Consider the following 23,287-nt stretch of genomic DNA (forward strand, 5'->3'; position numbering starts at 1 on the left):
CTAAATGGACTAGGGTTGATCCATAGACCAATCGAAGATACAGTACGACGCGTGTCACGCAACACTGCTGCAGAGGGCGCATCAAACGTGGTCAACGACGTAGTTTTCCGTCCGGTACGGGGCGGGAACATCGTCGAGGAGACGGTCGATCGACTGGTGGGCGCCATCACACTTGGTGTGATTCCGTTCGGGGGTCAGCTCCCCGTCGAACGAGACCTGTCCCAAAAACTGGGAGTCAGCAGAACGACCCTGCGCCAGGCGATCCGCACTCTGGAAGAGCGCGGTGTCGTCGAGGTCCGCCTGGGCCGGGGCGGTGGCACGTTTGTCCGGCACCGTTCGACGCTGCCGCCGGCTGAAGAAGCCCGGGCACGCGTCGTCGCCATGGGCGATGATCTCGATGACACGTTGGATTACCGACAGGTGCTCGAACCTGCCGCCGCCGAACTGGCTGCCCGCCGGCGTAAGCCAGGAGCGGGTGAGTGGCTGGAGAGCCTTCTGAGCGACACCCGGCCGCCGACGCTCGCCGAGTACCGCATCAACGACGCCCGGTTTCATCTCGCCATCGCAGAACTTGCCGGGGTGCCTTCGTTGACCGCCGCCGTGGCCGACGTCGAGGTGAGGATTGCCGCACCGCTGGCGCTTCTGCCGCCGTGGGATGACGCTTTGGAGCGGTCCGACCGAGAACATCACGCACTGGCCTACGCGATCGGCCGGGGGAACGCCGATGAGGCACGCCAGATCATGACCGAGCACCTGTCCTGCACTGCCCATCTGTTGAGGGACCTGAGGCTGCCGTCGCCATCCTGATCTGATTTCTATCTGTCACGGTCACACGCCGTCTGGTGTGACCGCCCTGTTGTTGTACCCACCTGTATCTCAACGAGGAGAACCGACATGTCCGAAGACGTCAGTGAAATACACCGGAGCGCAAGGGAAAATCGCCTGAAACCGAATGCGCTGGGGCTGACGAGCGTGGTGTTCATGGTTGTTGCCACCGCTGCGCCGATCACCGCGATCACCAGCAACATGCCGATCATGGTGGGTCTCGGCACGGGTGTCGGTACGCCTGCGGGCTTCCTGTTGGCAACGGTCACCCTGTCGATTTTCTCGGTCGGATTCGTGGCAATCGCACGACATGTCACCAGTGCCGGGGCCTTCTACGGGTTCATATCGCGTGGGCTCGGCCGCATCGTCGGCCTTGGGTCGGGATTGCTGACCACGGCGTCCTACATGATGTTCGAGGTCACTTTGGTCGCACTATTCGGTGTTTTCACCAAGGAGACCATGGCCGCCGAACTGGGTGTGGATTTGCCGTGGTGGGTATACACCTTCACGCTCATCGCGGTCATCGCCGTGCTCACATACTTCGAAATTGAGCTCACGGCAAAGGTTCTCGGCATAGCACTGGCAGCAGAAGTGCTCATCCTGGCCGCCATTGCGCTGGCGGTGCTGGCCAACGGTGGCGGGCCCGAAGGCATCTCCGCAGCACCCCTGAGCCCGGCCGAGGCGTTCGCCGGCCCCTCGGTGGGCCTGGGCCTGTTCTTCGCGTTCTGGTGCTGGATGGGCTTCGAATCCACCGCCCTGTACGGTGAGGAATCGAAGAATCCTCGGCGTACCGTCCCCGTTGCGACCTTCATCGTGGTCATCGGCGTCGGTTTGTTCTACGCCTTTGTGAGCTGGATGATCATGTCGGGCAACGGCATCGAGCAAACCGCTGCCCTCGCGGCGTCGGACAGCCCGTTCGAGACGGTATTCGCGCCGACCCGTGAATTCCTCGGCGAGTGGGCCGTGCTGATCTTCCGCTGGCTCCTGCTGACCGGAACATTCGCCTGCGCAATGGCATTCCACAACTGCGCGTCCCGGTACCTGTATGCGCTCGGGCGCGAGCGCATCCTGCCGGGTGTGCTGGGTCGTACACATCCGCGCTATGGGTCACCGTGGGTGGCGTCGATCGTCCAGTCGGCATTTGTGGTGATCGTCACCCTGTGCTACTGGTCCAGCGGACTGGATCCGTACGTCGGTCAGTACACGCTTTCGGCATTGTTGGGCACCATGGGAATCATTGTGGTCCAGGCACTCTGCTCGCTGGCGGTCACGGCGTACTTCTGGCGTAATCCCGATAAGCGACCGCATTTCCTCGTCTGGGTCGTGGCGCCCATCCTCGGTGCGTTGGCGATGATCGGCGCTGTGTTGCTGCTCGTGCTCAACATGGACGCAGCCGCCGGCGGGCCCGCAGCATCGACGCTGCTGTTCCGGCTGATCCCCTGGATTGTCGGTGCCGTGTTCATCGCGGGTTGCGTGTTGGCAGTGTGGCTGCGCAAATCGGCTCCCCAGCGGTATGAGCTCATCGGCCACCTCGATGTCGTCGCTCCAGGTGGTGTCGAGAACGGCCCGGAGGGAACGAAGTCGTTTCCCGCGGCGATGAACTGATGGCGAATCGTCCGCTCATCGGGCTGACCACCTACCGTGAGTCGATCCGCTGGGGCAAGTGGCACATGCCGGCTTTGTTCACCCCGGAGACGTACGTCTCGGCGGTGGATCGTGCCGGAGGCGAACCGCTCCTGCTGCCCACAGCTCTCGGTCACGCACGGTCGGCGGTGTTGGCACTCGTCGACGGCCTTCTGGTCGTCGGCGGTGCCGATATCGCCGCGGAAAATTACGGCGAGCGCACGCAGCCGGAAACGGATCCTCGGCCGGTGCGCGACCGTGGTGAGCTGGAAGCGCTCGACTATGCGCTGGGCAACGATCTGCCGGTGCTCGGGGTCTGCCGAGGCATGCAACTGATCAACGTGCACGCGGGCGGTTCCCTGATCCAACATCTACCGACACAGGTCGGGCATCACGAACACCTCCGGACTCCAGGAGAATTCGGAAGTCACCCGGTGCGGGTCGACCAGGCAAGCAGGATCTCCACGGTCGTCGGCCCGGGACCTGTGGTGACCACATACCACCACCAGGGCATCGGGCGGCTTGGTAGCGGATTGAAAGCGGTCGCCTGGGCCGACGACGGCGTGATCGAGGCAGTCGAATCCACCACCCATTCCTACGTAATCGGCGTGCAGTGGCACGCCGAGCGGGACGACGGAACGCCGCTGATCGAGGCGTTCGTCGAACAATGCGCGCGAAGAAAGGCGAAATGGCCATGATGAACGGCGAGCTCCGAATCGCCATCGCACAGAAAGCACCGGTGTTTCTCAACCGGGCGGCCACGACAGAGTTGGTCTTGAGCACAATCGCGGAGGCGGCCGCCGCGGGGGCCCGCTTGGTGGTCTTCCCGGAGACCTTCCTTCCCGGGTACCCGATGTGGGTGTGCCGCACAGACGGTGCAGTGTTCGACGACGCGGACCAGAAAGCGGCGCACGCCTACTATCTGGACCAGGCAGTCGAGGCCGACGGACCGGAACTACGCTCGATCGCGCAGTGCGCGCGTGACCACGGGGTGCTCGTCTATCTCGGTATCGCCGAACGTGGGCACGCGGCCGCGCGAGGGACCGTGTTCTGTTCGCTGGCCACGATCGAACCCGAACGCGGGCACGTCACCATCCATCGGAAGCTTTTGGCAACCTACGACGAACGGTTGGTCTGGGGACACGGAGACGGGTATGGGTTGCGCTGCCACAACCTCGACGGCGTGAACCTCGGAGGGTTGATCTGCTGGGAGAACTGGATGCCGCAGGCGCGCCATGCGTTGTACGCCGACGGTGAGGATGTGCACATCAGTGTGTGGCCCGGCAACAAGAGCCTGACCAAGGACATCTCGCGATTCATCGCGCTCGAAGGGCGGGTGTGGTCCGTGGCGGCGGCGGCGGTGCTGACGAGTGAGCACATCCCAGCCGATTTCCCGTTGGCCGAGCAACTTGCGGCCCGCGGGCCTGAAACCTACTTCGACGGTGGATCTGCCGTCGTATCACCGACCGGCGAGTTCGTCGTCGAACCCGTTGTGGGCGAGGAACGTCTGATCATTGCGGATCTGAGTTCCGCAGCCGTCCGTGAAGAGCGATTGCTGTTCGACGCGACCGGTCACTATGCGCGACCGGACGTCTTTACCTGCACGGTCGATCGCCGCCGCAGAGATCCGGTGCAGTTCGTTGACGGTCAGGGCGTGTCCCGTTGAGCGTGCAGGTGTTGTCGGCGATCGCCTTGGTCATGATTGCGATCGCGGCCTGGTCCGGGTGGTTGTTGGAGATCAACCACCGCAAACCGCAATTGCTGGAGAAAGTCGGCATCGTTGCCATCCGGCCGATCTTGCAGGCCCACCTCGATTGGTTGTTGATGGGCGCCGTGCTGATCGGTGTCGACGTGATCGTGCCAGACAGGCCTGGATGGATCACGTTCCTGTTGGGCTACGGGGCGATCATCAACCCGGTGTTGTTCCTGCCGCTGGCGTTCCGCGGACGCGGCCTCAAGCCGCTGCCATGGCAGATCCTCATGTTCAGTTCATTCGGTGCACTGAGCATCGGTTTCACCGCACTGGCCGTGCACGCGCTCATCTGACGTGCCCGCACGCGCACCGTTACCGAGTACGCGGTCCATGCGGCGCTGGCATTCGTCGTCGACCTCGGGCCTCTGGTGGGCTACGAGAACTCCGCGTGTGCGCGGGCCCGGATGATGGAGGTGACGCTCACCGGCACGCTGCGGTCGGCGACGGCAGCGCCCGCCGCGCGCAGACCGCCACCCCGCTTACTGAAAACTGTTCTCAACAACCTTACGATGGCCGGGTGAGGACAACCGGATCTGTACCCGTGCTGGCCCTCGCTGGATACCTGGGGGCGGGCAAGACCACGCTGCTCAACCATCTGCTGCGCAACAGTCGCGGCGTGCGCATCGGTGCCCTGGTGAACGACTTCGGCGCGGTGAACATCGACGCCATGTTGGTGGCCGGTCAGGTCGACGCGATGGCCGGGCTGACCAACGGGTGTATCTGCTGTGCCGTGGACGCCGACGAGGCAGGGGAGATGCTCGGCAAGCTCGCGGCCGTGAAGCCGCGTCTGGACCTCATCGTCGTGGAGGCCAGCGGGCTCGCCGAGCCTGCCGCGCTCGCGCGCACCATCGCCATGGCCGACGACACGCGCTACCACTACGCGGGGCTGGTGCTCGTGGTCGACGCCGTCGAATCCACCCGTGCCGAACTGGGCAACAACGTCCAGGTGGCCGACCTCGTCGTGGTCAACAAAGCCGATCAGGTCAGCGACGCCGAACTGGAGGCCGTCCGCGCCAAGATCACCGCCCTCAACGATCGAGTCCCGGTGCTGCCCACCGAATTCGGACGCGTCGACCCTGAGCTGCTCATCGACCCGCCGCAGCAGGTGCCCAGGGTCGCGCAGCTGAGTCTCGACGAACTGCTCTGGGAGACATACGATCACGACCATCACGAGCACGCGACGTTCCAGAGCGTCGCATTCACGTCCGATGTGCCGCTCGATCCGCGGCGGTTCATGGACTTGCTCAAGAACCGCCCGGCCGGGATGTACCGCGCCAAGGGTTTTGTCGACTTCGGCGATGCCGGCGAGGGCCGCAAGTTCGTCCTGCAACTCGTCGGTGGATCGCTGCGGTTCGAGCGCCGGCGCTGGGACCGCGGCGAGGCCCGCCGGACATCCCTCGTGCTGATCGGCACGGACATCGACGAGGCGGCCGCATTGTCTGCTCTGCAGGGGTGCGCGACCGCTGAACCCGCCGACAAGCAGGCCATCCTCGGCGTCCTGCGTTACACCGACTGAGCATTTCGTCGATTTCTGCACCAGGGCTGCGAATCCCGCGTCATCGCGACCCTCATGCAGAAATCGGCGCATCTCTATTTTTTACAAGTGAGAGTTGGAGTAATATGACGCCATGACATACGTGATCGGCCGGCCGTGCGTGGACGTCAAAGACCGCGCATGCGTGGATGAGTGCCCGGTCGACTGCATCTACGAGGGCGCGCGGATGCTCTACATCCGCCCCGACGAATGTGTCGACTGTGGCGCGTGTGAACCCGTGTGCCCGGTGGAGGCGATCTACTACGAGGACGACCTGCCCGAGGATCTGCAGCCGTACCAGGAGGAGAACGCGAAGTTCTTCACCGATGTCCTGCCCGGGCGTGCCCAACCGCTCGGATCACCGGGCGGTGCCGCGAAACTCGGTGTCGTGGACGCCGATACGCCCATGGTGGCGCAGTTGCCGCCGCAGGGGGACTGATGGACACCGACACCAGCTCGCCACCTCGAGGCCGCCGCGATGCGATCCTGCAGGTGCTGCGCGCCTCCCCGCAGCCGCGCGCCATCGCCGGCATCGCCGACGAACTCGGCGTGCACCCCAACACGGTCCGATTCCACCTCGAGGCGCTGGCCCGGGCCGGGCGCGTCGAGCAGGTGGTCGGTGAGGCCGTCGGCCGGGGCCGACCTCCGGTCCTGTACCGCGCGAGCCGCCGGATGGACCCGTCCGGACCCACCAACTACCGCCTCCTGGCGAGCATTCTGACGGGCTACGTCGCGCGTGACCCGGATGCCGCCGCTGTCGCCGCGGATCTGGGCCGGTCGACGAGTCCCGGGCTGGTCACCACCGCACCGCACGGTCCGTCGACCAGAACGCAGGCCGTCACCGAACTGGTGGATCTGCTGGCGGAGCTGGGTTTCGAACCCGAACCCGCAGATGGCCGGCGCGCGCGCGAGATCCGACTGCGTCACTGCCCGTTCCAGAATCTCGCCGAGGAACACGGTGAGGTGACCTGCGCGCTACACCTCGGTCTCATGCAGGGCGCACTACGGGACCTGCAGGCGCCGGTCACCGTGGATCGCCTGGAACCCTTTGTCGAACCTGATCTCTGCGTCGCGCATCTGGCACCGCGATGACGAACCCCCCCGCCCACCAAGGAGGTTGACATGGCCGCTTCGCAGCCGGTGTTGGAGGCGCTCGGCGATCACGACTACCTGCTGAGATTTACGCAGGACGACGACGCCCCCGTGGTGGTGCGCGTGTATGCCGATCCCACTGTCGTCGCGCAGATCGCAGCCGACGAGACGCGTGTGGTCGCGGCGACCGCGGACTATCTGATCGCGCGTCAGAGCCTCGAGGACCTGCCCGAACAGGTCGATCTCGACGAGGTCGCCGCCGCCTACGACGACTACGTCGCTGAACTGCACAGCCGGCTGAATCCTTCGACGTGACCGGAGAACACGGCGATGGACACGTTCACGCTCGGTATGCCCCGGTGGCCGTTCCTGTTGCGGTTGTGGGGCCGTCACCCGCTGGTGCGCCCCGCCGATCGGGTCGAGGCATTCGCTGTCGTGCTGACCGTCGTCGTGATGCTGGTGACCGCGCCGATCGCCGCGGCGATCGGGACCACCGTCTACGACACCCGCCGCACGATGTACGCCGAGCAGGCGGACACACGCCGAACCGTCGCCGCCACCGTCATCGATGACGATGCCGCACAGGCGGTTCTGCGAACCAACACTGCCCTGATGCCGGCACGATGGTCCGTTGCGGGCGTCGAGCACACCGGGACCGTGGAGGTCGCGTCGACAGCGAAAACCGGTGATGTCGTGCAGATCTGGGTCGACGACCGCGGGGAGCGGACCTCAACGCCGACACCGATCGGCCTCGCTGCCGTGGAAGCGGTGACCGGCGCACTGGTCCTGTGGCTTGTCGTCGGCTGCATCCAGGGCGGTCTGCTCATGGCGACACGAGCCTTGTGCGACCGGGTCCGCTCGGCTGCCTGGCAGCGCGAACTCGACCACCTCGCCGGTACCGACGGGTTTCACTACCCGACCCCATAGCGATCAAAAAAGGGGAGTACCGGCGCAGGAACCCAGACTGCGCCGGTACTCCGTGCACCCGCCCGCACCGATGTGCGAATTATGGATGCGTCGGTTTGGTCTTTCGCGAAATTGCGCGGTTACCGGCTCCGAAATCCGTCATCCGGAATTTCGGGTGTGGTGAGAGCCTGCCATCAGCCCTTACGTTTGCGGATGATCGGCATGGACTCTTCGGCCTTGGCGCGCTTGATCGCTCGCCGCTCCTTGAGGGAGAGCTCAGGTTTTCGAAGGGTCTTACCGGATTTGTCAGCCATTGACGCTCCTTTTCCGAAGTGGCAACTGCTGGTCCGACCATACGTCAGAAAAAATAAAAATCCAGTCGGGCCGTTTTTTCGACGAGTTTGTCGGATCCGGACAACCCGACGCCGGTGCGTTGTCCGATTTCCGCAACCCTTTCCCGCACTCCGCACGAAGAATGAAATTACAAAAAGAAAATTTCCTGAAATGGAGGCAACGTGGTCGGCTACGGGCGCATCGACGGTGGGCCGCGGTCGGCGATCGTGGTCGGTGCCGGCACGGTCGGACTGTCGGCGGCGTGGTTCCTGCAGGAACGTGGTGTCGCCGTCACGGTCGTCGACCGGGTCGGCGTGGGCACCGGCGCGTCATGGGGCAATGCCGGGTGGATCGCGCCGGCGCTGACTGTGCCCGCCAACTCGCCGGCGATGCTGCGCGACGGCCTCCGCTCGCTGTTCGATTCGCAGGCGCCGCTGCACATCCCGCTGGCCGCGGACTCCGAACTCGCCAACTTCCTGATCCAGTTCGCCGCCAACTGTCGTCGCGCGTCATGGAAACGGGCGATACGCGCCAACGTCCCGCTCAACGAGGAGTGCCTCGAAGCCTTCGATGTCCTGTTCGCCAACGGCGTCGACGCGCCTTTGACCGACGCACCCATCACCGCGTTGTTCAGCACCGCCGCCGAAGCCGAACGGATGATGCGTGATCTGCGCGCGCTCGAAGACGCCGGGCAGACGATTTCGGTCAGCGGACTGTCGGGCAGACAACTGCGCGACCAGGTTCCGCTGGCATCGCCGGCAATTGCCGCCGCACTGAACGTCAACGGCCAGCGCTACGTCGATCCGGGCCGGTTCGTGCAGGCGCTGCGACACGCGGTCGAGGAGCGTGGCGCCACGATGCGCACGATGGAGGTCTCCGACGTGTTGAGCTCCGGCAACGGAGTTCAGGTGTACCCCCGCATCGGCAAGTGGCTCACAGCCGACGTCGCGGTGGTCGCCACCGGCGCGTGGTTGCCGCGCCTGGCCGGTAGCCGCATCACCGTGCCGGTGCAGGCTGCGCGACGCTACTCGTTCACCGTGCCTGTCGACCGTCCCATCCCCACGCCGATCTACCTGCCGGAGGCCGGGATCGCGTGCACGCCCCACAAGGGGGCACTGCGGGTCACTGGTGCCACCGAACTGCGCGATCCCTATGAGCCGGCGATGCCGTCGCGCATCGGAGCCATGGTGGCCGCCGCCGAACCCCTGCTGGAGGGCGTGCGCTGGGCCGAGCGCAGCGACATCTGGGTCGGCCCAGGGGCTCTCACCCCAGACGGGCGGCCCCTGATCGGCGAGATGTCGCGCGGCGTGTACCTCGCCGGCGGTCATGGCATGTGGGGCCTGGCGCACGGACCGGTGACCGGCAGGCTCCTGGCCGAGTACATCACCACCGGCAAGCAACCGGAGGCCCTACGACCGTTCGACCCGCTGCGCCGCACGGGTGCCGACCCCTGACGAAATGCTCCACAAAGAGAAAGGACCCGAAATGACCAGCGTTGAACCACGTTCGATGCCGCGCCTGGCCGTCGAAGTACCCGATGACCTCATGGACCGCTCAGGCCACGTCGAGATGAAGACCGACATCGTCGTCGTGCTCGACGATGGCTCGCCGAGCTGCGACTGCCGATAGGAGGGGAAACCGATGTCGCCCACTGCTCCGTCGCTCATGACGCTCACCAACCGACTCATGAAGGCCCACCACAGGATTCGCGAGCTCGAAGCCAGCGAGGCCGAGCTGCGCGAGAAAACCAAGGTGCTCTGCGCCGTCATCGCCAAACTCACCACCGAGGTGCAGTCGCGTTCGGATGCCGAGCCGGTCATGGAGGACGCCTGATGACCGCCGAACTGTCGACAACCGACCAGACGCTCGGGATCGATCCCGATGCGGTGGACCGCCTCCTTCTCATCGCCCTTCAGCGATGGGAGTCCGATGGAGGTGCCGTCCCCCCTCGAATGGTCCGACAACACGAATGAGGAGACCACGTGGACGTTTTGGAACGACTCGACCTCGACACCGTCCGAGAACTGTCGCAGCGGACCGACAGGCTGGGAGTGGTGTCGCTGTACTTCAATGCCGACCCTACCCAGAACCTGCAGGTGCAGGCCATCGATCTGAGAAACCGATACCGGTTGTTACATCGCCGCATGGAAGCCGATGGCTCCCAACGCTATCGGGACGTCGCCGCAGCGCTGGAGCGCCGCAGGCCGCTCATCGAGACCCTGATCACCGGAGTCGCGTCGGGCCGCGGGCGCATCATGTTCATCGGGTTGGACGGCGACTGGACCGTGCACTTCGAGTGTATGATGCCGGTGACCAACCGTGTGGTGCTCGACGACGGCCCTTTCATCCACCCGCTGGTGGAAGTTCTCGACGAAGGCCGCCCGGCCGGCGTCGTGGTGATCTCCGCCGACGATGCGCGGTTGCTGGAATGGCGCCTGGGCCAGCTGCAGGAGATCAGTCGCATCGCGCAGCCGTTCGGTCAGGCGCCGCACGAGCGGGCCGGCCAGATGCGCGAACAGCGCCAGGCCCGCGAGCGTGACGGCATGCAGCGATTCGTGACCCAGGTGACCGCGACCGCGACGGATCTCGCCGAGGAGCGTGGGTGGGAACGGATCGTGGTCAGTGGCGGGCAACGCTGGACCGAGCCGGCCAAGACGAGGTTCGGTCCTCCGCTGCGCGGCAAGGTGCTGGTGGACCGGGGCCTCGGCGGCCTCGACGACGCTGCGCTGACGGCCGCCGTCACCGCGCGTCTGCACCGGCAGCACAAGTACGACGAACAGCAACTGCTCGACTACTTGTGTGACGCCGGCGGGACCGGTGATGTCGCACTGGGCCTGTCCGAGGTCGCCGCCGCACTGAACGCAGGCAGGGTCGACCATCTGGTGTACGACCCGGCCGTGCGCTACGTGGGGTCCGTGGGTGCCGACGGGTCGCTGTACGCCGACGGTGAGATCGCGCCGCACAGTCACGCGGCGACGAAGGACTCCCGATTCACCGAGCGCCTCGTCGACCGGGCATTGGCCACCGGCGCGAGGATCAGCCCGGTGGAGGGCGCGGCCGGTGCGGTGCTGAAGGACGCCGCAGGCGTCGCGGCGGTGCTGCGCTGGTGAGTCCGGCCGTAATCCGCAGGGCCGCAACGTCGCACCCGGGTGACGGCCGACACGTGTCGAAAAGGCGTACAGCGGGTACTAGTTGACGCATGCGACCGATCACCTTGGCCAAGACAGCATCTGCAGTAATCGCGACGGGAGTCGTCGGCGGGCTCGCGAGCCGCGGGTCACAGACTGCCTGGTATCAGTCGCTGCGCAAGCCGTCGTTCCAGCCGCCGCCTGCGGCGTTCCCGATCGCGTGGAACCTGCTGTACGCCGATATCGCGTCGACGTCGGCCCACACCATCGACAAGTTCCAGGAGCAGAACCGTGACGACAAGGCCCGCGCCTATTCGGTGGCTTTGGCCGCCAACCTGATCCTCAATGCGAGCTGGTCGTGGATCTTCTTCAACCGCGGCAAGCTCGGCACCGCTGCCATCGCGGCCGGGGCGCTCGCGGCCAGCAGCGCCGACCTCACCCGTCGTGCGGTCGACGCGCAGGGCGCACGCGGTGCGATCCTCGCGCCCTACCCGCTGTGGTGCACGTTCGCGACGGTGCTCTCGACGCGGATCTGGATGCTCAACCGCAAGCGCTGAGTTCCCCTGCATGAGTTCCCCGCATCGAGCGTGCGTCCAGGGCGGAATCCGAGCCGGATCTCCGCCACTGGCGCACGCTCGAATCAGCTGAACGGCACCCGCTGATCGATCCGCCGCGACGCCAGGCCCGCGGTGCGCCACACGCGAGCGATCCAGTCGGCGTCCTCGTCGGTCACCAGGTTGCCCATCACCCGGACCGCGATGGTCATCAACGTCGCCGACCGCATCGCCACAGGCCCGGTGACCTGCAGGAAGCGCGGCAGCGTCAGCAGCAACGCGAGCCTGCGCGCCACCGAGAACCCGCGCGCGTAGTGCTCCTGCAGCAGCGTCGGCCAGGCCGAGGAGTAGTCGGTCACGCCGCCGGAGGTCATGAGTTCGGCGGCCAGCCGTCCTGTCTCCAGCCCGTAGTCGATGCCCTCGCCGTTGAGCGGGTTGACGCATGCCGCGGCGTCGCCGATCAGCATCCAGTTGGGCCCGGCGACGCCCGAGACCGCGCCACCCATCGGTAGCAGCGCCGACAGTCCGGCGCGCGGTTCGCCGACCAGACCCCACTCCTCGCGGCGCAGGTCGGCGTAATAGGACATAAGTGGCCGCAGGGCCGCATCGGCAGGACGCTTCGCGGTCGCAAGCGCGCCGACGCCGATGTTCACCTCGCCGTTGCCCAGCGGGAACATCCAGCCGTACCCGGGTAGCACCTTGCCCTCGGGGGAGCGCAGTTCGAGGTGCGACGTGATCCAGGGCTCGGACGCGCGGGGGCTCGCGATGTAGCCGCGGATCGCCACGCCGTACACGGTCTCCCTGTGCCAGGTACGGCCCAGCACGCGGCCCAGCGTCGAACGCGCGCCGTCGGCCACGATGAGCTGCGCGCAACCGACGGTGTTGCCGTCGTCGAGCACCACGGCGTCCACGCGGCCGCTCGAATCATGGGTCACATCAACGACTTTGGTGCCCAGCATCATCTTGGCGCCGTCGTCGGCGGCGACCGAGCGGATCCGGTCGTCGAGTTCGGTACGCGGCACCGCGCTGCTTGTCGCGGGGAATGACGGACCCGGCCACGGAATCTCGACGTCGGCGCCGAACCCCGACATGCGCAGCCCGTGGTGGCGGATGCGGGTGTCCAGCCACGAAGCCATCCCGAGGCGCTGCAGTTCGGCCACGGCACGCGGCGTCAGCCCGTCCCCGCACGCCTTGTCACGGGGAAACTGCGCGGCGTCGACCACGACCACGTCGCGACCTGCGCGTGCGGCCCATGCCGCGGCAGCCGAACCAGCCGGTCCGGCTCCGACGACGACCACATCCGCTCGGGTGTTCATGGTTCCCAGTATGTTGGCAGAGTGAGTACCCCAGCGACCGTGGTGGCAGGCGTTGACTTCGGCGATCCGGCATTCGCCGCCGACGTCCGCGACGGTGTGGCCCGTATCGAGGACCTGATGTCCGATGAGCTGGGCAAAGCCGACGAGTTGATGGCCGAGGCCGTCCAGCACCTGTTCCAGGCCGGTGGCAAACGCTTCCGCCCGCTGTTCACGGTCCTGTCGGCGCAACTCGGCCCTGAACCGGACGCCTGGCAGGTCACGGTGGCCGGCGCGGTCATCGAACTCGTGCACCTCGCGACGCTGTACCACGACGACGTCATGGACGAGGCGCAGATGCGCCGCGGTGCGCAGAGCGCCAACGCACGCTGGGGCAACAACATCGCGATCCTCGCCGGCGACTACCTGTTCGCCACGGCGTCGCGACTCGTGTCCCGTCTGGGTCCCGACGCGGTGCGTGTGATTGCTGACACATTTGCTCAGCTGGTCACCGGCCAGATGCGGGAGACACGCGGCGCGGCCGACCACGTCGACTCCGTCGACCACTACCTCAAGGTCGTCTACGAGAAGACCGCGTGCCTGATCGCGGCCTCGGGCCGGTTCGGTGCGACGTTCTCCGGCGCCAACGACGAGCAGATCGAGCGGCTGAGCCGGCTCGGCGGCATCGTCGGCACGGCGTTCCAGATCGCCGACGACATCATCGACATCGACAGCGACCCCGACGAGTCCGGCAAGACGCCCGGCACCGACCTGCGTGAAGGCGTTCACACCCTGCCGGTGCTGTACGCGCTGCGCGAGACCGGACCTGACGCCGACCGGCTGCGTGAACTGCTGGCCGGTCCCATCGAGCGCGACGAGGACGTGGCCGAGGCCCTGGCGCTGCTGCGCAGGTCACCGGGGCTGACCAAGGCCAAGGAGACCGTCGCGTCGTACGCGGCGCAGGCCCGCGAAGAGCTTTCCCACCTGCCGGAGTGCCCGGGCCGTCAGGCGCTCGCGGTGCTCGTGGACTACACGATCAGCCGGGAAGGCTGATCAGGAACCCAAACGGGTTGCTGGGCGTTTAACTGTCGAGTAACTGTCGGGGACATTTCCCAGTTTCTAGCTGAGAGGAAACTGCGATGACGTGGAATCCGCACGCGAATCGGCTCAAGACATTCCTGCTGCTCGTGGGCATGTCCGGGCTCATCGTGTTCGTCGGGTCGCTGTTCGGCCGCAACGTGATGTTCCTTGCGGTGTTGTTCGCCGTCGGCATGAACGCCTACGTCTACTTCAACAGCGACAAGCTGGCGCTGCGGGCCATGCACGCACAGCCCATCACCGAGGTGCAGGCGCCGGAGATCTACCGGATCGTCCGTGAACTCGCGACCACCGCGCACCAGCCCATGCCGCGGCTCTACATCTCCGACACCGCCAACCCGAACGCGTTCGCGACGGGTCGGAACCCCCGCAATGCCGCGGTGTGCTGTACCACCGGCATCCTGCAGTTGCTCAACGAACGTGAACTGCGTGCCGTGCTCGGCCACGAGCTCTCGCACGTCTACAACCGCGACATCCTGATCTCGTGCGTCGCAGGCGCGATGGCGTCGGTGATCACCGCGCTGGCCAACATGGCGATGTTCGCAGGCATGTTCGGTGGTAACCGCGAAGGTGGCAATCCGCTTGCCCTGCTTCTGGTTTCGTTCCTCGGCCCGATCGCGGCCACGGTCGTCAAGCTCGCCGTCTCCCGCTCGCGCGAGTACCAGGCCGACCAGTCCGGCGCCGAGCTGACCGGTGACCCCCTCGCACTGGCATCCGCCCTGCGCAAAATCTCCGGTGGTGTCGAGGCGGCCCCGCTGCCACCGCAGCCCCAGCTCGCCGATCAGGCCCACCTGATGATCGCCAGCCCGTTCCGTGCCGGCGAGCGCATCGGCAAGCTCTTCTCGACCCACCCGCCGATCGCCGACCGCATCCGCCGGCTCGAGGACATGGCCGGCCGTGGCGGCTCCCGCCCGGACTCGTATTACTGAGTCTGGTTGCACCCGGGGTTCTCTCGCTTTTTTGCACCGCGAGCGAGCGTGGTTGCTCCGCAACACGCCGCTCGCGGTCGGCATTTGACGCACGCTCGTGATGCCTGAGCGTGCGCACAGGTTCGCGACGCCCGTGCGAGCCCACGTCTTTCACTGCTCGTAACGCAGTGGCGGCCGCGAGCGCGTTTTTCCGCCGTGGCGTTACGAGCGGCGTACCCGGACTGGGTGCGGGATCGCGAGCGGATTCCACGCACGCTCACCGCGGTCGAACGTGCGCGCGCTTGCTGCCCCGCACGGAGTGTCGGGCAGCAGACGCGCACGTTCGCGGTGCCGGGGCGAGCGTCGGAGGGTCCTCAGCAACCGCGAATTTGTCGAGTTCGCCGCGGCGGAGAATGGGCGCCTGAATTCACCCGGATATCTTCACAACCGGACCGTGCTTACAAAGTCTGCCCGCGCTACTCGGCGGCGCGAGTGGCGACCATGACGTCGCCCATGCTCACAGTGGTTCTGCCAGTGTGGATTCCGAGACCAGACCGACGCGCGTCTCCCGATGCGAGGCGCCCGCCCAAACATATGAATTCCCTATGACTCTCATGTCGAATTGAAATGTTTGGTTCCGCTATGAACTTCTGGCCCCCAGCTAATTGCCTTCATACGCTGAAATCACATTCAGCCAGAAAAGAAAGGCAATTCCGATGCGAACCACAATCATCGCCACAGTTACCGCAGGTCTCGCCATGGCCGGCATGGCACTCGCCGGCGGTGCCGCGGCCGCACCCACAGGCGACACGTCGGCAGACCAGACCATCCGGCAACTGCAGTCCGAGGGCTACCGCGTCATCCAGACCAGGGTGGGCAACAAATCGAGCGCCAACTGCTCGGTGAGCGCGGTCCGGCCGGGTCGTGACGTCACCGAACTGAGGGAGTCGACGCGCGGCAACACCGAGGAGTTCGTCCGCTACACGACCGTGTACGTCGACCTCAAATGCGACTGACACGAGACCGCTGGCCCGGCGCATGGGGCCGGGTTAGGGTAGCGGCGTGCTGAGCAGACTGCTGGTTGGACTGGCAAGCGCCGCGGGGGCGGCAGTGATGAGCGTTCCTGGCGTCGCCGCGGCTGATCCGCAGGCCGATCCACCGCCACCCACGGTTCCCAACGTCAACGCGTATCCGCCGGTCAAGACCTCGGAGTACGCCGTGATGGACAACAACTGGTACGCCTTCAGCATCGGCGAAGGCATCACGTGCGTCCTGCAGCGCACCGGCAGCTACGGGTGCAGCGGGCCCATCCCCGCCGCACCCAACGGCGCCAACCTGGTCAGCGGCGGTCCGGGCGTGCCCGGCTTCGCGAGCTCGCCCGCACCGGTGTTCGCCGTCGTCAGCGACGCCAAGCCGCTGCCGCCGAACACCCGCCTGAGCTATCAGACGATCAGCTGCGGCTTCGATGGCGTGACGACGGCGTGCATCGATGGACGCAACCAGGCGGGCTTCGTGATCAGCCCGACCGGAAGCTTCGTCATCGGTCAGCAGGAATCGGATTTCAAGCCGACCTTCCAGATCGGCTGAGTCAGCCGATCCCTTCGAGCGTCTCGACGTCGCTCGTGCCGATGTTGGCGACGACGTGCGGTGACCGCCTGCGCAGGATCAAGTACCACGCCAGTGCCGCGGCCACTGTGAGGATGAACAGCCACGGGATGACGTTGAGCGGGTAGGGCGGCACCGGATAGACGTTGGCGTAGAACACATATGCCATCGACACGATCGCGACGATCGCGGCAGGCCACACGAGGGGGACCCGTGCGTTGATGCTGCGCAGGTACACCACGGCGGCGAGCGCGGCCGCGGCGTAGGCCACCATGTAGCCATATGTGCCGTAGGTGTCCACCCAGGTGACGACGTCCATCGGCGCGACATCGCGCAGGTACATCACCACCGGGACGGCGATGACCAGCGGTGCGACGGTGATCAGGGCCCGGTGCGGCGTCAGATGCGTGGGATGGGTGCGCCCGATCGCCGACGGCACGACGCCTTCCTTGCCCATGACGTACAGGATTCGACCGATGACATTCATGGGAGCGACGACCACCGCGAAGAACGACGCAGCGATCCCGAAGTTGAGGATGGGGTTGAACCAGGTGGGCATCCCGACGAGCGTCGCGATGTCGTCGAGCGGCTGCGCGGATTCTCCGAGCGCAGGTCCCAGCGCGGCGACCTGCGTGTAGGCGGCGAACACGTACAGGACGCCGACGCCTGCCGCGCTCCACATGATCGCGCGGGGTACGGCGCGGTACGGATCCTTGGCCTCGCGGGCGAGGGCGTCGGCGCTGGAGAACCCGACGAACCCGAGGATCGCCAGCACCATGCCGACGACGATCCCGGACGGTTTCACATCGCTCAGCCGGAACTGGTCGGCGTCGAACGCGTCGGGGCCGAGGTGTACCAGCGTGACCACCAGCAGCACCGTGATGATGGAGACCGAGACAAGTTCCAGCACAAGGGAAATACGCGCCGACAGTCTGATTCCCCGGATCGTGAACAGGGTCGCCAACGATCCGAGCACGATGGCGAGCACGATCTGCGCGGCAAGGCCACCGACTGCCAGGCCGAGCTGGTTGAGCAGGGTTGCGGTGTAGGCGACCGCCCCGCTCAGGGATCCGGCCGCGATGCCGAAGCATCCGATCAGCAGGCTCACACCGGTCAGGTATGCACCGAACGGGCCCAAAGCGGTTGCGGCGTAACTGTAGAGCGAACCCGCAGACGACCGGCGCTTGGCGAACTGGGAGATGCAGTAGCCCACCGACAGGATCACGACGGTGGCAAGCGCGAACGAGATCCAGGTACCGCCGCTGGCGGTGGTGTAGATCGCCGCGGCGGTGAATGCGATGACGGCGCTCGGTGCGATGTTGGCGATGGCCTGGGCGGCGAGTTCACCGCCGCCCATCACACCGCGGCGCAGTCCGGCGTCGCCGGTTTCGGTCCGGGGACCGGTCTGAAGAGATTCGGACACAGTGGTTCTCGATTCTGGTCAGGCGGAGGGGATGAGGAGTTGGCGCAGCGCGTGTCCGGCGGCGAGATCGTCGAGTGCGGCGGCGGCCTCTTCGAGCGGCCGGCGTCCGGAGATCATCGAGGCAAGGTCGAGGTTTCCGGCCATGACCTCGTCGACCAGTGCGGGGATGTCGCGCTCGGGCACCGCTGAGCCGTAGTTGGACCCGAGGATGCGCTGGTCGGCCTCGGCGAGGGTCAGCGGGTCGAAGCTTGCGCGCTCGCCTTGCGGGGGCAGGCCCACGATGACCGCGGCTCCGCCGAGTCCCAGTGCGGCGATGGCCTGTTCGGTGGTGGCGATCTTGCCGATGGCGTCGAATACGTAGTCGTAGCCGTCGGGCAACACCTCCCGCATGGCGGCCACGACGTCGTCGGTGGCAGAGGCGTCCACGGCGTCGGTGGCGCCCAGCTTGCGGGCGAGCTCGAGCTTTTCGGCGACGACGTCGACGGCCACGATCCGCGATGCGCCGGCCAGTCGGGCGCCCTGTACACAGGCCAAACCGACTCCACCGCAACCGATCACCGCGACCGTCGAGCCGGGCTCGACTCCGGCGGTGTTGCGGACCGCGCCGACGCCGGTGGCGATTGCGCAACCCACGATCGCGATGTCCTCAAGGGGTGCGTCCTTGCGGACCTTGATCGCACCATTGCGAGGCACGACGACCTGCTCGGCGTACGACGAGACCCCGAGGTAGTGGTGGACGGTGCCGCGCTCGTTCGACAACCGGGTGGTGCCGTCGTACAGCGTTCCTTTGACCGCGACGACCGAGGCGACAAGCGAGCACTGTGCGGGCCGCCCGGCCTTGCAGTAGCGGCACTCTCCGCAGCCCGGCACCCAGCTCAACACGACGTGATCTCCCGGTTCGAGGTCATCGACCCCTTCACCGACCGCGGTGACCACGCCGGACCCCTCATGCCCCAGCACCACCGGGGCGGGTACGTCCCAGGCGCCGGTCGTGACGTGCAGGTCGGAATGGCAGACACCCGCGGCAGCGATCTTCACCCGCACCTCGCCGGGCCGGGGATCGGCGAGTTCAACCGACTCGACCGAGATGGTGCCGTCGAAAACTGCAGCTCGGATGCTCGTGGAATGTGGACGATCGTGGTCAGGTGCGGGCACCGTATTGCCTTTCTGCTCCGAGGGGCACTCACCGGTATCGTTCAGTGCCATAAAACAGCTCGAGGTGTTTTATACCACTAAACAAGTGACCGTCAACACAGTGACGACGACGGATGAGGGTGCATTGACGACGGGCAGTACAGAGTCGGGGATGAGTCGCGCAGGCGCGAGGCTGCGGCAGATCCGTCGCGAACGTGGCATGAGCCTGACCGACGTCGCGGCCAAGGCCGAGGTGACCAAGGGCTTCCTCAGCCTGGCCGAGCGCGGCATGACGAACGTTTCGGTCCCCGTCCTGATGCGCATATGCGACGCGCTCGATATCGGCATCGGCGACCTCTTCGAGTATCCGACCGCCCCGATCGTCCGTAGCGGTGCCGGAGCACCACTGGAGATGGGTGGACACGGCGTCCGCGAGGAGTTGCTCACCCCGAAGACCGAGCATCACGTCCAGGTCATGCGCACCGTCATGCGGCCGGGGGGAGGTTCGGGTGGTGCGTACCGACTCGATGCCGCGACCATCGTCGCCTACGTTTTGCGGGGCGCGCTCAGCATCACCGTCGACGGCGAAACCGTGGTGCTCAACGTCGGCGACTGCCTGACCTTCGGCGCCAAGCAGTTACACGATTGGCACAACCCGACCGCCGGGGAGGCCGAGGTGTTGTGGACCATCGCGCCCCCGGTCGGAGCCGAGGATTTCTGCGCCGCGGTGCGCGGCGGCTGAGCCCGAAACTCACACCTCAGAAGCCCGAGCTGTGCACCTCGTGGCCGGTCTTCTCGGCCATGAGCCCGCGATAGGCCTGCTCAACCGACGACCCGTGGTTGATCACGGCGTCGACCTCTCGCGCGATCGGCATGTTCAGGCCGTACTGGTCGGCGAACTCCATGATGACGCTCGCGGCTTTGACGCCCTCGGCGACCTGGTTCATCGACGCGATGATCTCGTCGATCTTCTTTCCCGCGCCGAGTTGTTCGCCGACGTGCCGGTTGCGGCTGCGCTGGCTGGTGCAGGTGACGATGAGATCACCCATGCCGGCCAAACCGGCGAACGTGTCGCGATGCCCGCCTGCGGCCTCGCCCAGCTTCGCCATCTCGCGCACGGCACGCGCCATGACCATGGCGCGTGTGTTCTCGCCGATGCCCAGGGAGTAGCCCATGCCGACCGCGATCGCATAGACGTTCTTCAACGCACCGGCCATCTCGACGCCGATCACATCGTCGGTGGTGTAGGTGCGGAACCGCTTCGTGCGGAACAGCTCTGCGAGTTTCGCCGCAAGGTGCTGATCGGGCATGGCCAGCACCGCGGCCGCGGCGTAACCCTCGGCGACCTCACGGGCGATGTTCGGTCCGGCGAGGATGCCGGCCGGGTGCCCGGGCAGCACCTCGTCGACGATCTGGCTCATCCGCAGGTTGGTGCCCTGCTCCAGACCCTTGACCAGGGACACCACCGGAACCCACGGCCGCAGCTCGCGCGCGAGTTCCTGAAGGACGCCGCGGAAGCCGTGCGACGGCACGCCCATCACGATGACGTCGGCGCACGCGGCGGCCTCGCTGAAATCGTTCGTGGCCGTGAGCGAGTCGGGTAGGACGACGTCGTCACCGAGGTAGCGCGAGTTGCGGTGGTTCTCGTTGATGTCTTTCGCGGTTTCCTCCGATCGCACCCACTGCAACGTGGGCCCGCGCCGCGCGCAGATCGAGGCGACCGTGGTGCCCCAGGAGCCACCGCCGAGGACGACGACCTTGGGTACGCGTAGCGATGCTGCCATGGCGATCAGCGTATTGCGCGAGCCGCTCGTTGACCGGCACTTCGTGAACTAGGGGTACTGACCCTTGCGCCGAGTGTCGGCTTCTGTGCGAGATTCCACAGGGATGTCGCACACAAGCCAACGTTCGACAGTGGCAAAGGCTGCTCCGACACCGATCTCGGCAAAGCATCCAGGCCGATTTTCCCATTCGGCGTACACGGTCGAAGTTAACCGGCATACTCTGCACGAAAACCGGGGATGGGGACCGTTCCGCGGTGGCTGGTTTGTCCGTACATACGCGGTGCGGCTCGCGCGTCTCGGTGAGAGCCGTCAAAGGTGTTGATGCACTACAACTTACGTTGCCGATAATTTATAGCCGACCGCTTCGGTTCGCGGGCCGAGGAAAACGGGAGCCAGCGCCCCGCACGCTGCGAATTCCGTAGCCAAACGCCGATAAGTGAATGATTATTCGCCTGACTGTTGACGCCGTGAGACGGCCACAGCTACGGTGCCAACCACTGCGAGTTACCCGTGGGGGACGGCTCGTTACCGGGAGGAATGATGGTGTCGACGCGTGACGGGATCGGATGACCACGTCGCCTGACCGTGTGTCGGATGGGGGAGCACCGGAGCGCGGGACCGACGCGATCGAGAAGTGGGCCACCGGTTACGTCCGACGCCATCCGATCGCCTCGCTGACCACCGTCGGCGATCAGTTCGTCCTCGGCGTGCGCACCGTCCAATACCTGTTCACCGAGCTCTTCACCGGCCGGTTCCAATGGCAGGAATTCATCCGGCAGGGCGCCTTCATGGCGGGCACCGCCGTGGTGCCGACGGTGCTGGTGGCCCTGCCCATCGGCGTCACCCTCTCCATCCAGTTCGCGCTGCTGGCCGGCCAGGTGGGTGCGACGTCGCTCGCCGGTGCGGCCAGCGGGCTCGCGGTGATCCGGCAGGCCGCATCGCTGACCGCGGCCGTGCTCATGGCCGCGGCGGTGGGCTCGGCAATCACCGCCGATCTCGGTTCCCGCAAGATGCGCGAAGAGACCGACGCCATGGAGGTCATGGGGGTCTCGGTGATCAAGCGTCTCGTCGTGCCGCGCTTCGCCGCGGCCATCATGATCGGCGTCGCGCTGACCGGCGTGGTGTGCTTCGTCGGATTCCTCGCGAGCTTCCTGTTCAACGTCTACTTCCAGGACGGCGCACCCGGCAGCTTCGTGGCCACCTTCGCGTCGTTCGCGACGACGGGCGACATGATCGTTGCGTTGATCAAGGCGGTGATCTTCGGCGCGATCGTGGCCGTGGTGTCGTGTCAGAAGGGGCTGTCCACCGTGGGCGGGCCGACGGGCGTGGCCAACTCGGTGAACGCCGCGGTGGTCGAATCGATCCTGCTGCTGATGGTCGTCAACGTCGCGATCAGCCAGCTCTACATCATGCTGTTCCCGCGGGTGGGGCTGTGACATGACCGCGTCGCCGTACGTCCCGACACTGCTCGCGCCGTGGGTGCGCTTCGGGCAGCGTGCCTCGAAGCCGATCGTGCGCCTCGGGCACATGCTCGTGTTCTTCGTGCGCGCGGTCGCGGCGATACCGATCGTGCTGCGGCACTACCGCGGCGAGTTCGTGCGGTTGCTGTCCGACATCGCCTGGGGCAACGGATCTCTCGTCGTCGGCGGCGGTACCGCCGGTGTGGCCGTGGTGCTGGGCATCACCGTCGGCGCCCTCGTCGGCATCGAGGGCTACAACTTCCTGGACCTGCTCGGCCTCGGACCGGCGACGGGCATCATCTCGTCACTGGTCAACACGCGTGAGCTCGCGCCGATCGCGGCGTCGCTGGCGTTCGCCACGCAGGCGGGCTGCCGCTTCACCGCGCAACTCGGCTCGATGCGCATCGCCGAGGAGATCGACGCGCTCGATTCCATTGCGATCCGGCCGATCCCGTATCTGGTGACGACGCGGCTGATGGCCGCGGTGGTCGCGGTGATCCCGCTGTACGTGATGTGCCTGGCGGTGAGCTACCTGACCACCCAGACCGTGGTGTTCCTGATCAGCGGCGGGTCGACGGGTTCATATCTGCACTACTTCACGTTGATGCTGTCCGGCCAGGACATCCTGTACTCGCTGCTGAAGACCATCATCTTCGTGTGGATCGCCTCCACGGTGCAGTGCTACTACGGTTTCTACGCATCGGGCGGCCCGGTGGGCGTCGGTGTCGCGGCCGGACACGCCATGCGGGCCAGCATCACCGTGGTGATCATCGTCAACATGCTGCTGACCATGGCGTTGTGGTCGGTGGATTCGGGTGCACGGTTCGGCGGTTGA

27 protein-coding genes are annotated in these 23,287 nt (G+C 66.2%); 22 read left to right on the top strand and 5 right to left on the bottom strand.

All coding sequences use genetic code 11. From position 1 onward, the window contains the following. Nucleotides 1–51 precede the first annotated feature (51 nt). The 5 genes from AT701_RS05340 to AT701_RS05360 all read left to right on the top strand — a co-directional run bounded on the left by AT701_RS05340 (nt 52) and on the right by AT701_RS05360 (nt 4,494). Nucleotides 52–807 (top strand): FadR/GntR family transcriptional regulator, encoded by a 756-nt coding sequence (locus AT701_RS05340; protein WP_223495356.1) that lies wholly within the window; start codon nt 52–54, stop codon nt 805–807. A gap of 87 nt (nt 808–894) precedes the next feature. Continuing rightward, nucleotides 895–2,430: an APC family permease gene (locus tag AT701_RS05345; RefSeq protein WP_058125320.1), complete on the top strand. Its 1,536-nt coding sequence runs from the start codon at nt 895–897 to the stop codon at nt 2,428–2,430. Between the two features lie 65 nt (nt 2,431–2,495). Continuing rightward, on the top strand, nt 2,496–3,146 hold the full coding sequence (locus tag AT701_RS05350) for a gamma-glutamyl-gamma-aminobutyrate hydrolase family protein (protein ID WP_233032111.1): 651 nt from the start codon (nt 2,496–2,498) through the stop codon (nt 3,144–3,146). Then, a complete protein-coding gene (locus AT701_RS05355; RefSeq protein WP_162139584.1) occupies nt 3,146–4,114 on the top strand; it encodes a carbon-nitrogen hydrolase family protein in 969 nt (322 codons plus the stop codon). Before AT701_RS05350 ends, AT701_RS05355 begins: the two co-directional genes overlap by 1 nt. After that, nucleotides 4,111–4,494: a hypothetical protein gene (locus tag AT701_RS05360; RefSeq protein ID WP_162139523.1), complete on the top strand. Its 384-nt coding sequence runs from the start codon at nt 4,111–4,113 to the stop codon at nt 4,492–4,494. Before AT701_RS05355 ends, AT701_RS05360 begins: the two co-directional genes overlap by 4 nt. 80 nt (nt 4,495–4,574) lie before the next feature. Here the strand turns inward: AT701_RS05360 and AT701_RS35935 are convergent, their stop codons facing one another. After that, nucleotides 4,575–4,700 carry a hypothetical protein gene (locus AT701_RS35935; RefSeq protein ID WP_257297378.1) on the bottom strand — a complete coding sequence of 42 codons (126 nt, stop codon included), beginning with the start codon at nt 4,698–4,700 and terminating at the stop codon, nt 4,575–4,577. A gap of 18 nt (nt 4,701–4,718) precedes the next feature. Here AT701_RS35935 and AT701_RS05365 point away from each other — a divergent pair, with 18 nt between their 5' ends. The 10 genes from AT701_RS05365 (at nt 4,719) to AT701_RS05405 (ending at nt 11,751) form a co-directional block, all read left to right on the top strand. Continuing rightward, nucleotides 4,719–5,717, top strand: a complete 999-nt coding sequence (locus AT701_RS05365; protein ID WP_058125321.1) for a CobW family GTP-binding protein — start codon at nt 4,719–4,721, stop codon at nt 5,715–5,717. A gap of 112 nt (nt 5,718–5,829) precedes the next feature. Beyond that, nucleotides 5,830–6,174 (top strand): ferredoxin, encoded by a 345-nt coding sequence (fdxA, locus tag AT701_RS05370; protein WP_058125322.1) that lies wholly within the window; start codon nt 5,830–5,832, stop codon nt 6,172–6,174. Further along, entirely contained in the window at nt 6,174–6,827 is a 654-nt protein-coding gene (locus AT701_RS05375) for a helix-turn-helix transcriptional regulator (RefSeq protein ID WP_058125323.1), read from the top strand. The genes fdxA and AT701_RS05375 overlap by 1 nt, the downstream gene beginning before the upstream one ends. Before the next feature lie 30 nt (nt 6,828–6,857). After that, nucleotides 6,858–7,142: a hypothetical protein gene (locus tag AT701_RS05380; protein WP_058125324.1), complete on the top strand. Its 285-nt coding sequence runs from the start codon at nt 6,858–6,860 to the stop codon at nt 7,140–7,142. 15 nt (nt 7,143–7,157) lie between these two features. Then, nucleotides 7,158–7,754 (top strand): Rv1733c family protein, encoded by a 597-nt coding sequence (locus AT701_RS05385; RefSeq protein WP_058125325.1) that lies wholly within the window; start codon nt 7,158–7,160, stop codon nt 7,752–7,754. Between the two features lie 494 nt (nt 7,755–8,248). Further along, nucleotides 8,249–9,520: an NAD(P)/FAD-dependent oxidoreductase gene (locus AT701_RS05395; RefSeq protein ID WP_058125327.1), complete on the top strand. Its 1,272-nt coding sequence runs from the start codon at nt 8,249–8,251 to the stop codon at nt 9,518–9,520. Between the two features lie 31 nt (nt 9,521–9,551). Further along, nucleotides 9,552–9,695 (top strand): hypothetical protein, encoded by a 144-nt coding sequence (locus tag AT701_RS34585; protein WP_157892501.1) that lies wholly within the window; start codon nt 9,552–9,554, stop codon nt 9,693–9,695. Nucleotides 9,696–9,707: 12 nt separating this feature from the next. Further along, a complete protein-coding gene (locus tag AT701_RS34590; protein WP_157892502.1) occupies nt 9,708–9,899 on the top strand; it encodes a hypothetical protein in 192 nt (63 codons plus the stop codon). Nucleotides 9,900–10,048: 149 nt separating this feature from the next. Further along, nucleotides 10,049–11,176 carry an MSMEG_1130 family ribosome hibernation factor gene (locus AT701_RS05400; protein WP_058125328.1) on the top strand — a complete coding sequence of 376 codons (1,128 nt, stop codon included), beginning with the start codon at nt 10,049–10,051 and terminating at the stop codon, nt 11,174–11,176. An 89-nt stretch (nt 11,177–11,265) separates the two neighbouring features. Next, complete coding sequence (locus AT701_RS05405; RefSeq protein WP_003892495.1) at nt 11,266–11,751, top strand: TspO/MBR family protein; 486 nt, start codon at nt 11,266–11,268, stop codon at nt 11,749–11,751. A gap of 83 nt (nt 11,752–11,834) precedes the next feature. On the opposite strand, the gene menJ is transcribed toward AT701_RS05405, so the two are convergent. Next, nucleotides 11,835–13,064: a menaquinone reductase MenJ gene (gene menJ / locus AT701_RS05410; RefSeq protein ID WP_011727437.1), complete on the bottom strand. Its 1,230-nt coding sequence runs from the start codon at nt 13,062–13,064 to the stop codon at nt 11,835–11,837. 21 nt (nt 13,065–13,085) lie between these two features. Between menJ and grcC1 the strand changes: the two genes are divergently transcribed. The 4 genes from grcC1 (at nt 13,086) to AT701_RS05430 (ending at nt 16,633) form a co-directional block, all read left to right on the top strand. Continuing rightward, complete coding sequence (grcC1, locus tag AT701_RS05415) at nt 13,086–14,093, top strand: nonaprenyl/(2E,6E)-farnesyl/geranylgeranyl diphosphat synthase (RefSeq protein WP_174519569.1); 1,008 nt, start codon at nt 13,086–13,088, stop codon at nt 14,091–14,093. Nucleotides 14,094–14,179: 86 nt separating this feature from the next. Next, complete coding sequence (gene htpX, locus AT701_RS05420) at nt 14,180–15,067, top strand: zinc metalloprotease HtpX (RefSeq protein ID WP_011727439.1); 888 nt, start codon at nt 14,180–14,182, stop codon at nt 15,065–15,067. A gap of 695 nt (nt 15,068–15,762) precedes the next feature. Further along, nucleotides 15,763–16,062: a hypothetical protein gene (locus AT701_RS05425; protein ID WP_011727440.1), complete on the top strand. Its 300-nt coding sequence runs from the start codon at nt 15,763–15,765 to the stop codon at nt 16,060–16,062. A gap of 97 nt (nt 16,063–16,159) precedes the next feature. Further along, a complete protein-coding gene (locus AT701_RS05430) occupies nt 16,160–16,633 on the top strand; it encodes a hypothetical protein (RefSeq protein WP_223495359.1) in 474 nt (157 codons plus the stop codon). Between the two features lies 1 nt (nt 16,634). Here the strand turns inward: AT701_RS05430 and AT701_RS05435 are convergent, their stop codons facing one another. Both AT701_RS05435 and AT701_RS05440 read right to left on the bottom strand, forming a co-directional pair. Next, the gene (locus tag AT701_RS05435) at nt 16,635–18,074 is read right to left on the bottom strand and encodes an APC family permease (protein ID WP_058125330.1); all 1,440 of its coding nucleotides are present in this window, start codon (nt 18,072–18,074) and stop codon (nt 16,635–16,637) included. Between the two features lie 18 nt (nt 18,075–18,092). Continuing rightward, a complete protein-coding gene (locus AT701_RS05440) occupies nt 18,093–19,229 on the bottom strand; it encodes a zinc-binding dehydrogenase (RefSeq protein ID WP_081319665.1) in 1,137 nt (378 codons plus the stop codon). 151 nt (nt 19,230–19,380) lie between these two features. On the opposite strand from AT701_RS05440, the gene AT701_RS05445 reads away from it, so the two are divergent. Then, entirely contained in the window at nt 19,381–19,950 is a 570-nt protein-coding gene (locus AT701_RS05445; RefSeq protein ID WP_036452702.1) for a helix-turn-helix domain-containing protein, read from the top strand. Between the two features lie 16 nt (nt 19,951–19,966). Here AT701_RS05445 and AT701_RS05450 read toward each other — a convergent pair whose 3' ends face one another. Beyond that, a complete protein-coding gene (locus AT701_RS05450; protein WP_003892507.1) occupies nt 19,967–20,992 on the bottom strand; it encodes an NAD(P)H-dependent glycerol-3-phosphate dehydrogenase in 1,026 nt (341 codons plus the stop codon). Nucleotides 20,993–21,558: 566 nt separating this feature from the next. Between AT701_RS05450 and AT701_RS05455 the strand changes: the two genes are divergently transcribed. Further along, nucleotides 21,559–22,428 (top strand): MlaE family ABC transporter permease, encoded by an 870-nt coding sequence (locus AT701_RS05455; protein WP_058125331.1) that lies wholly within the window; start codon nt 21,559–21,561, stop codon nt 22,426–22,428. Between the two features lies 1 nt (nt 22,429). Further along, on the top strand, nt 22,430–23,287 hold the full coding sequence (locus tag AT701_RS05460) for an MlaE family ABC transporter permease (protein ID WP_003892510.1): 858 nt from the start codon (nt 22,430–22,432) through the stop codon (nt 23,285–23,287).

Origin of the sequence: Mycolicibacterium smegmatis (assembly GCF_001457595.1) — a bacterium.
Taxonomy (GTDB): Bacteria; Actinomycetota; Actinomycetes; order Mycobacteriales; family Mycobacteriaceae; genus Mycobacterium; species Mycobacterium smegmatis.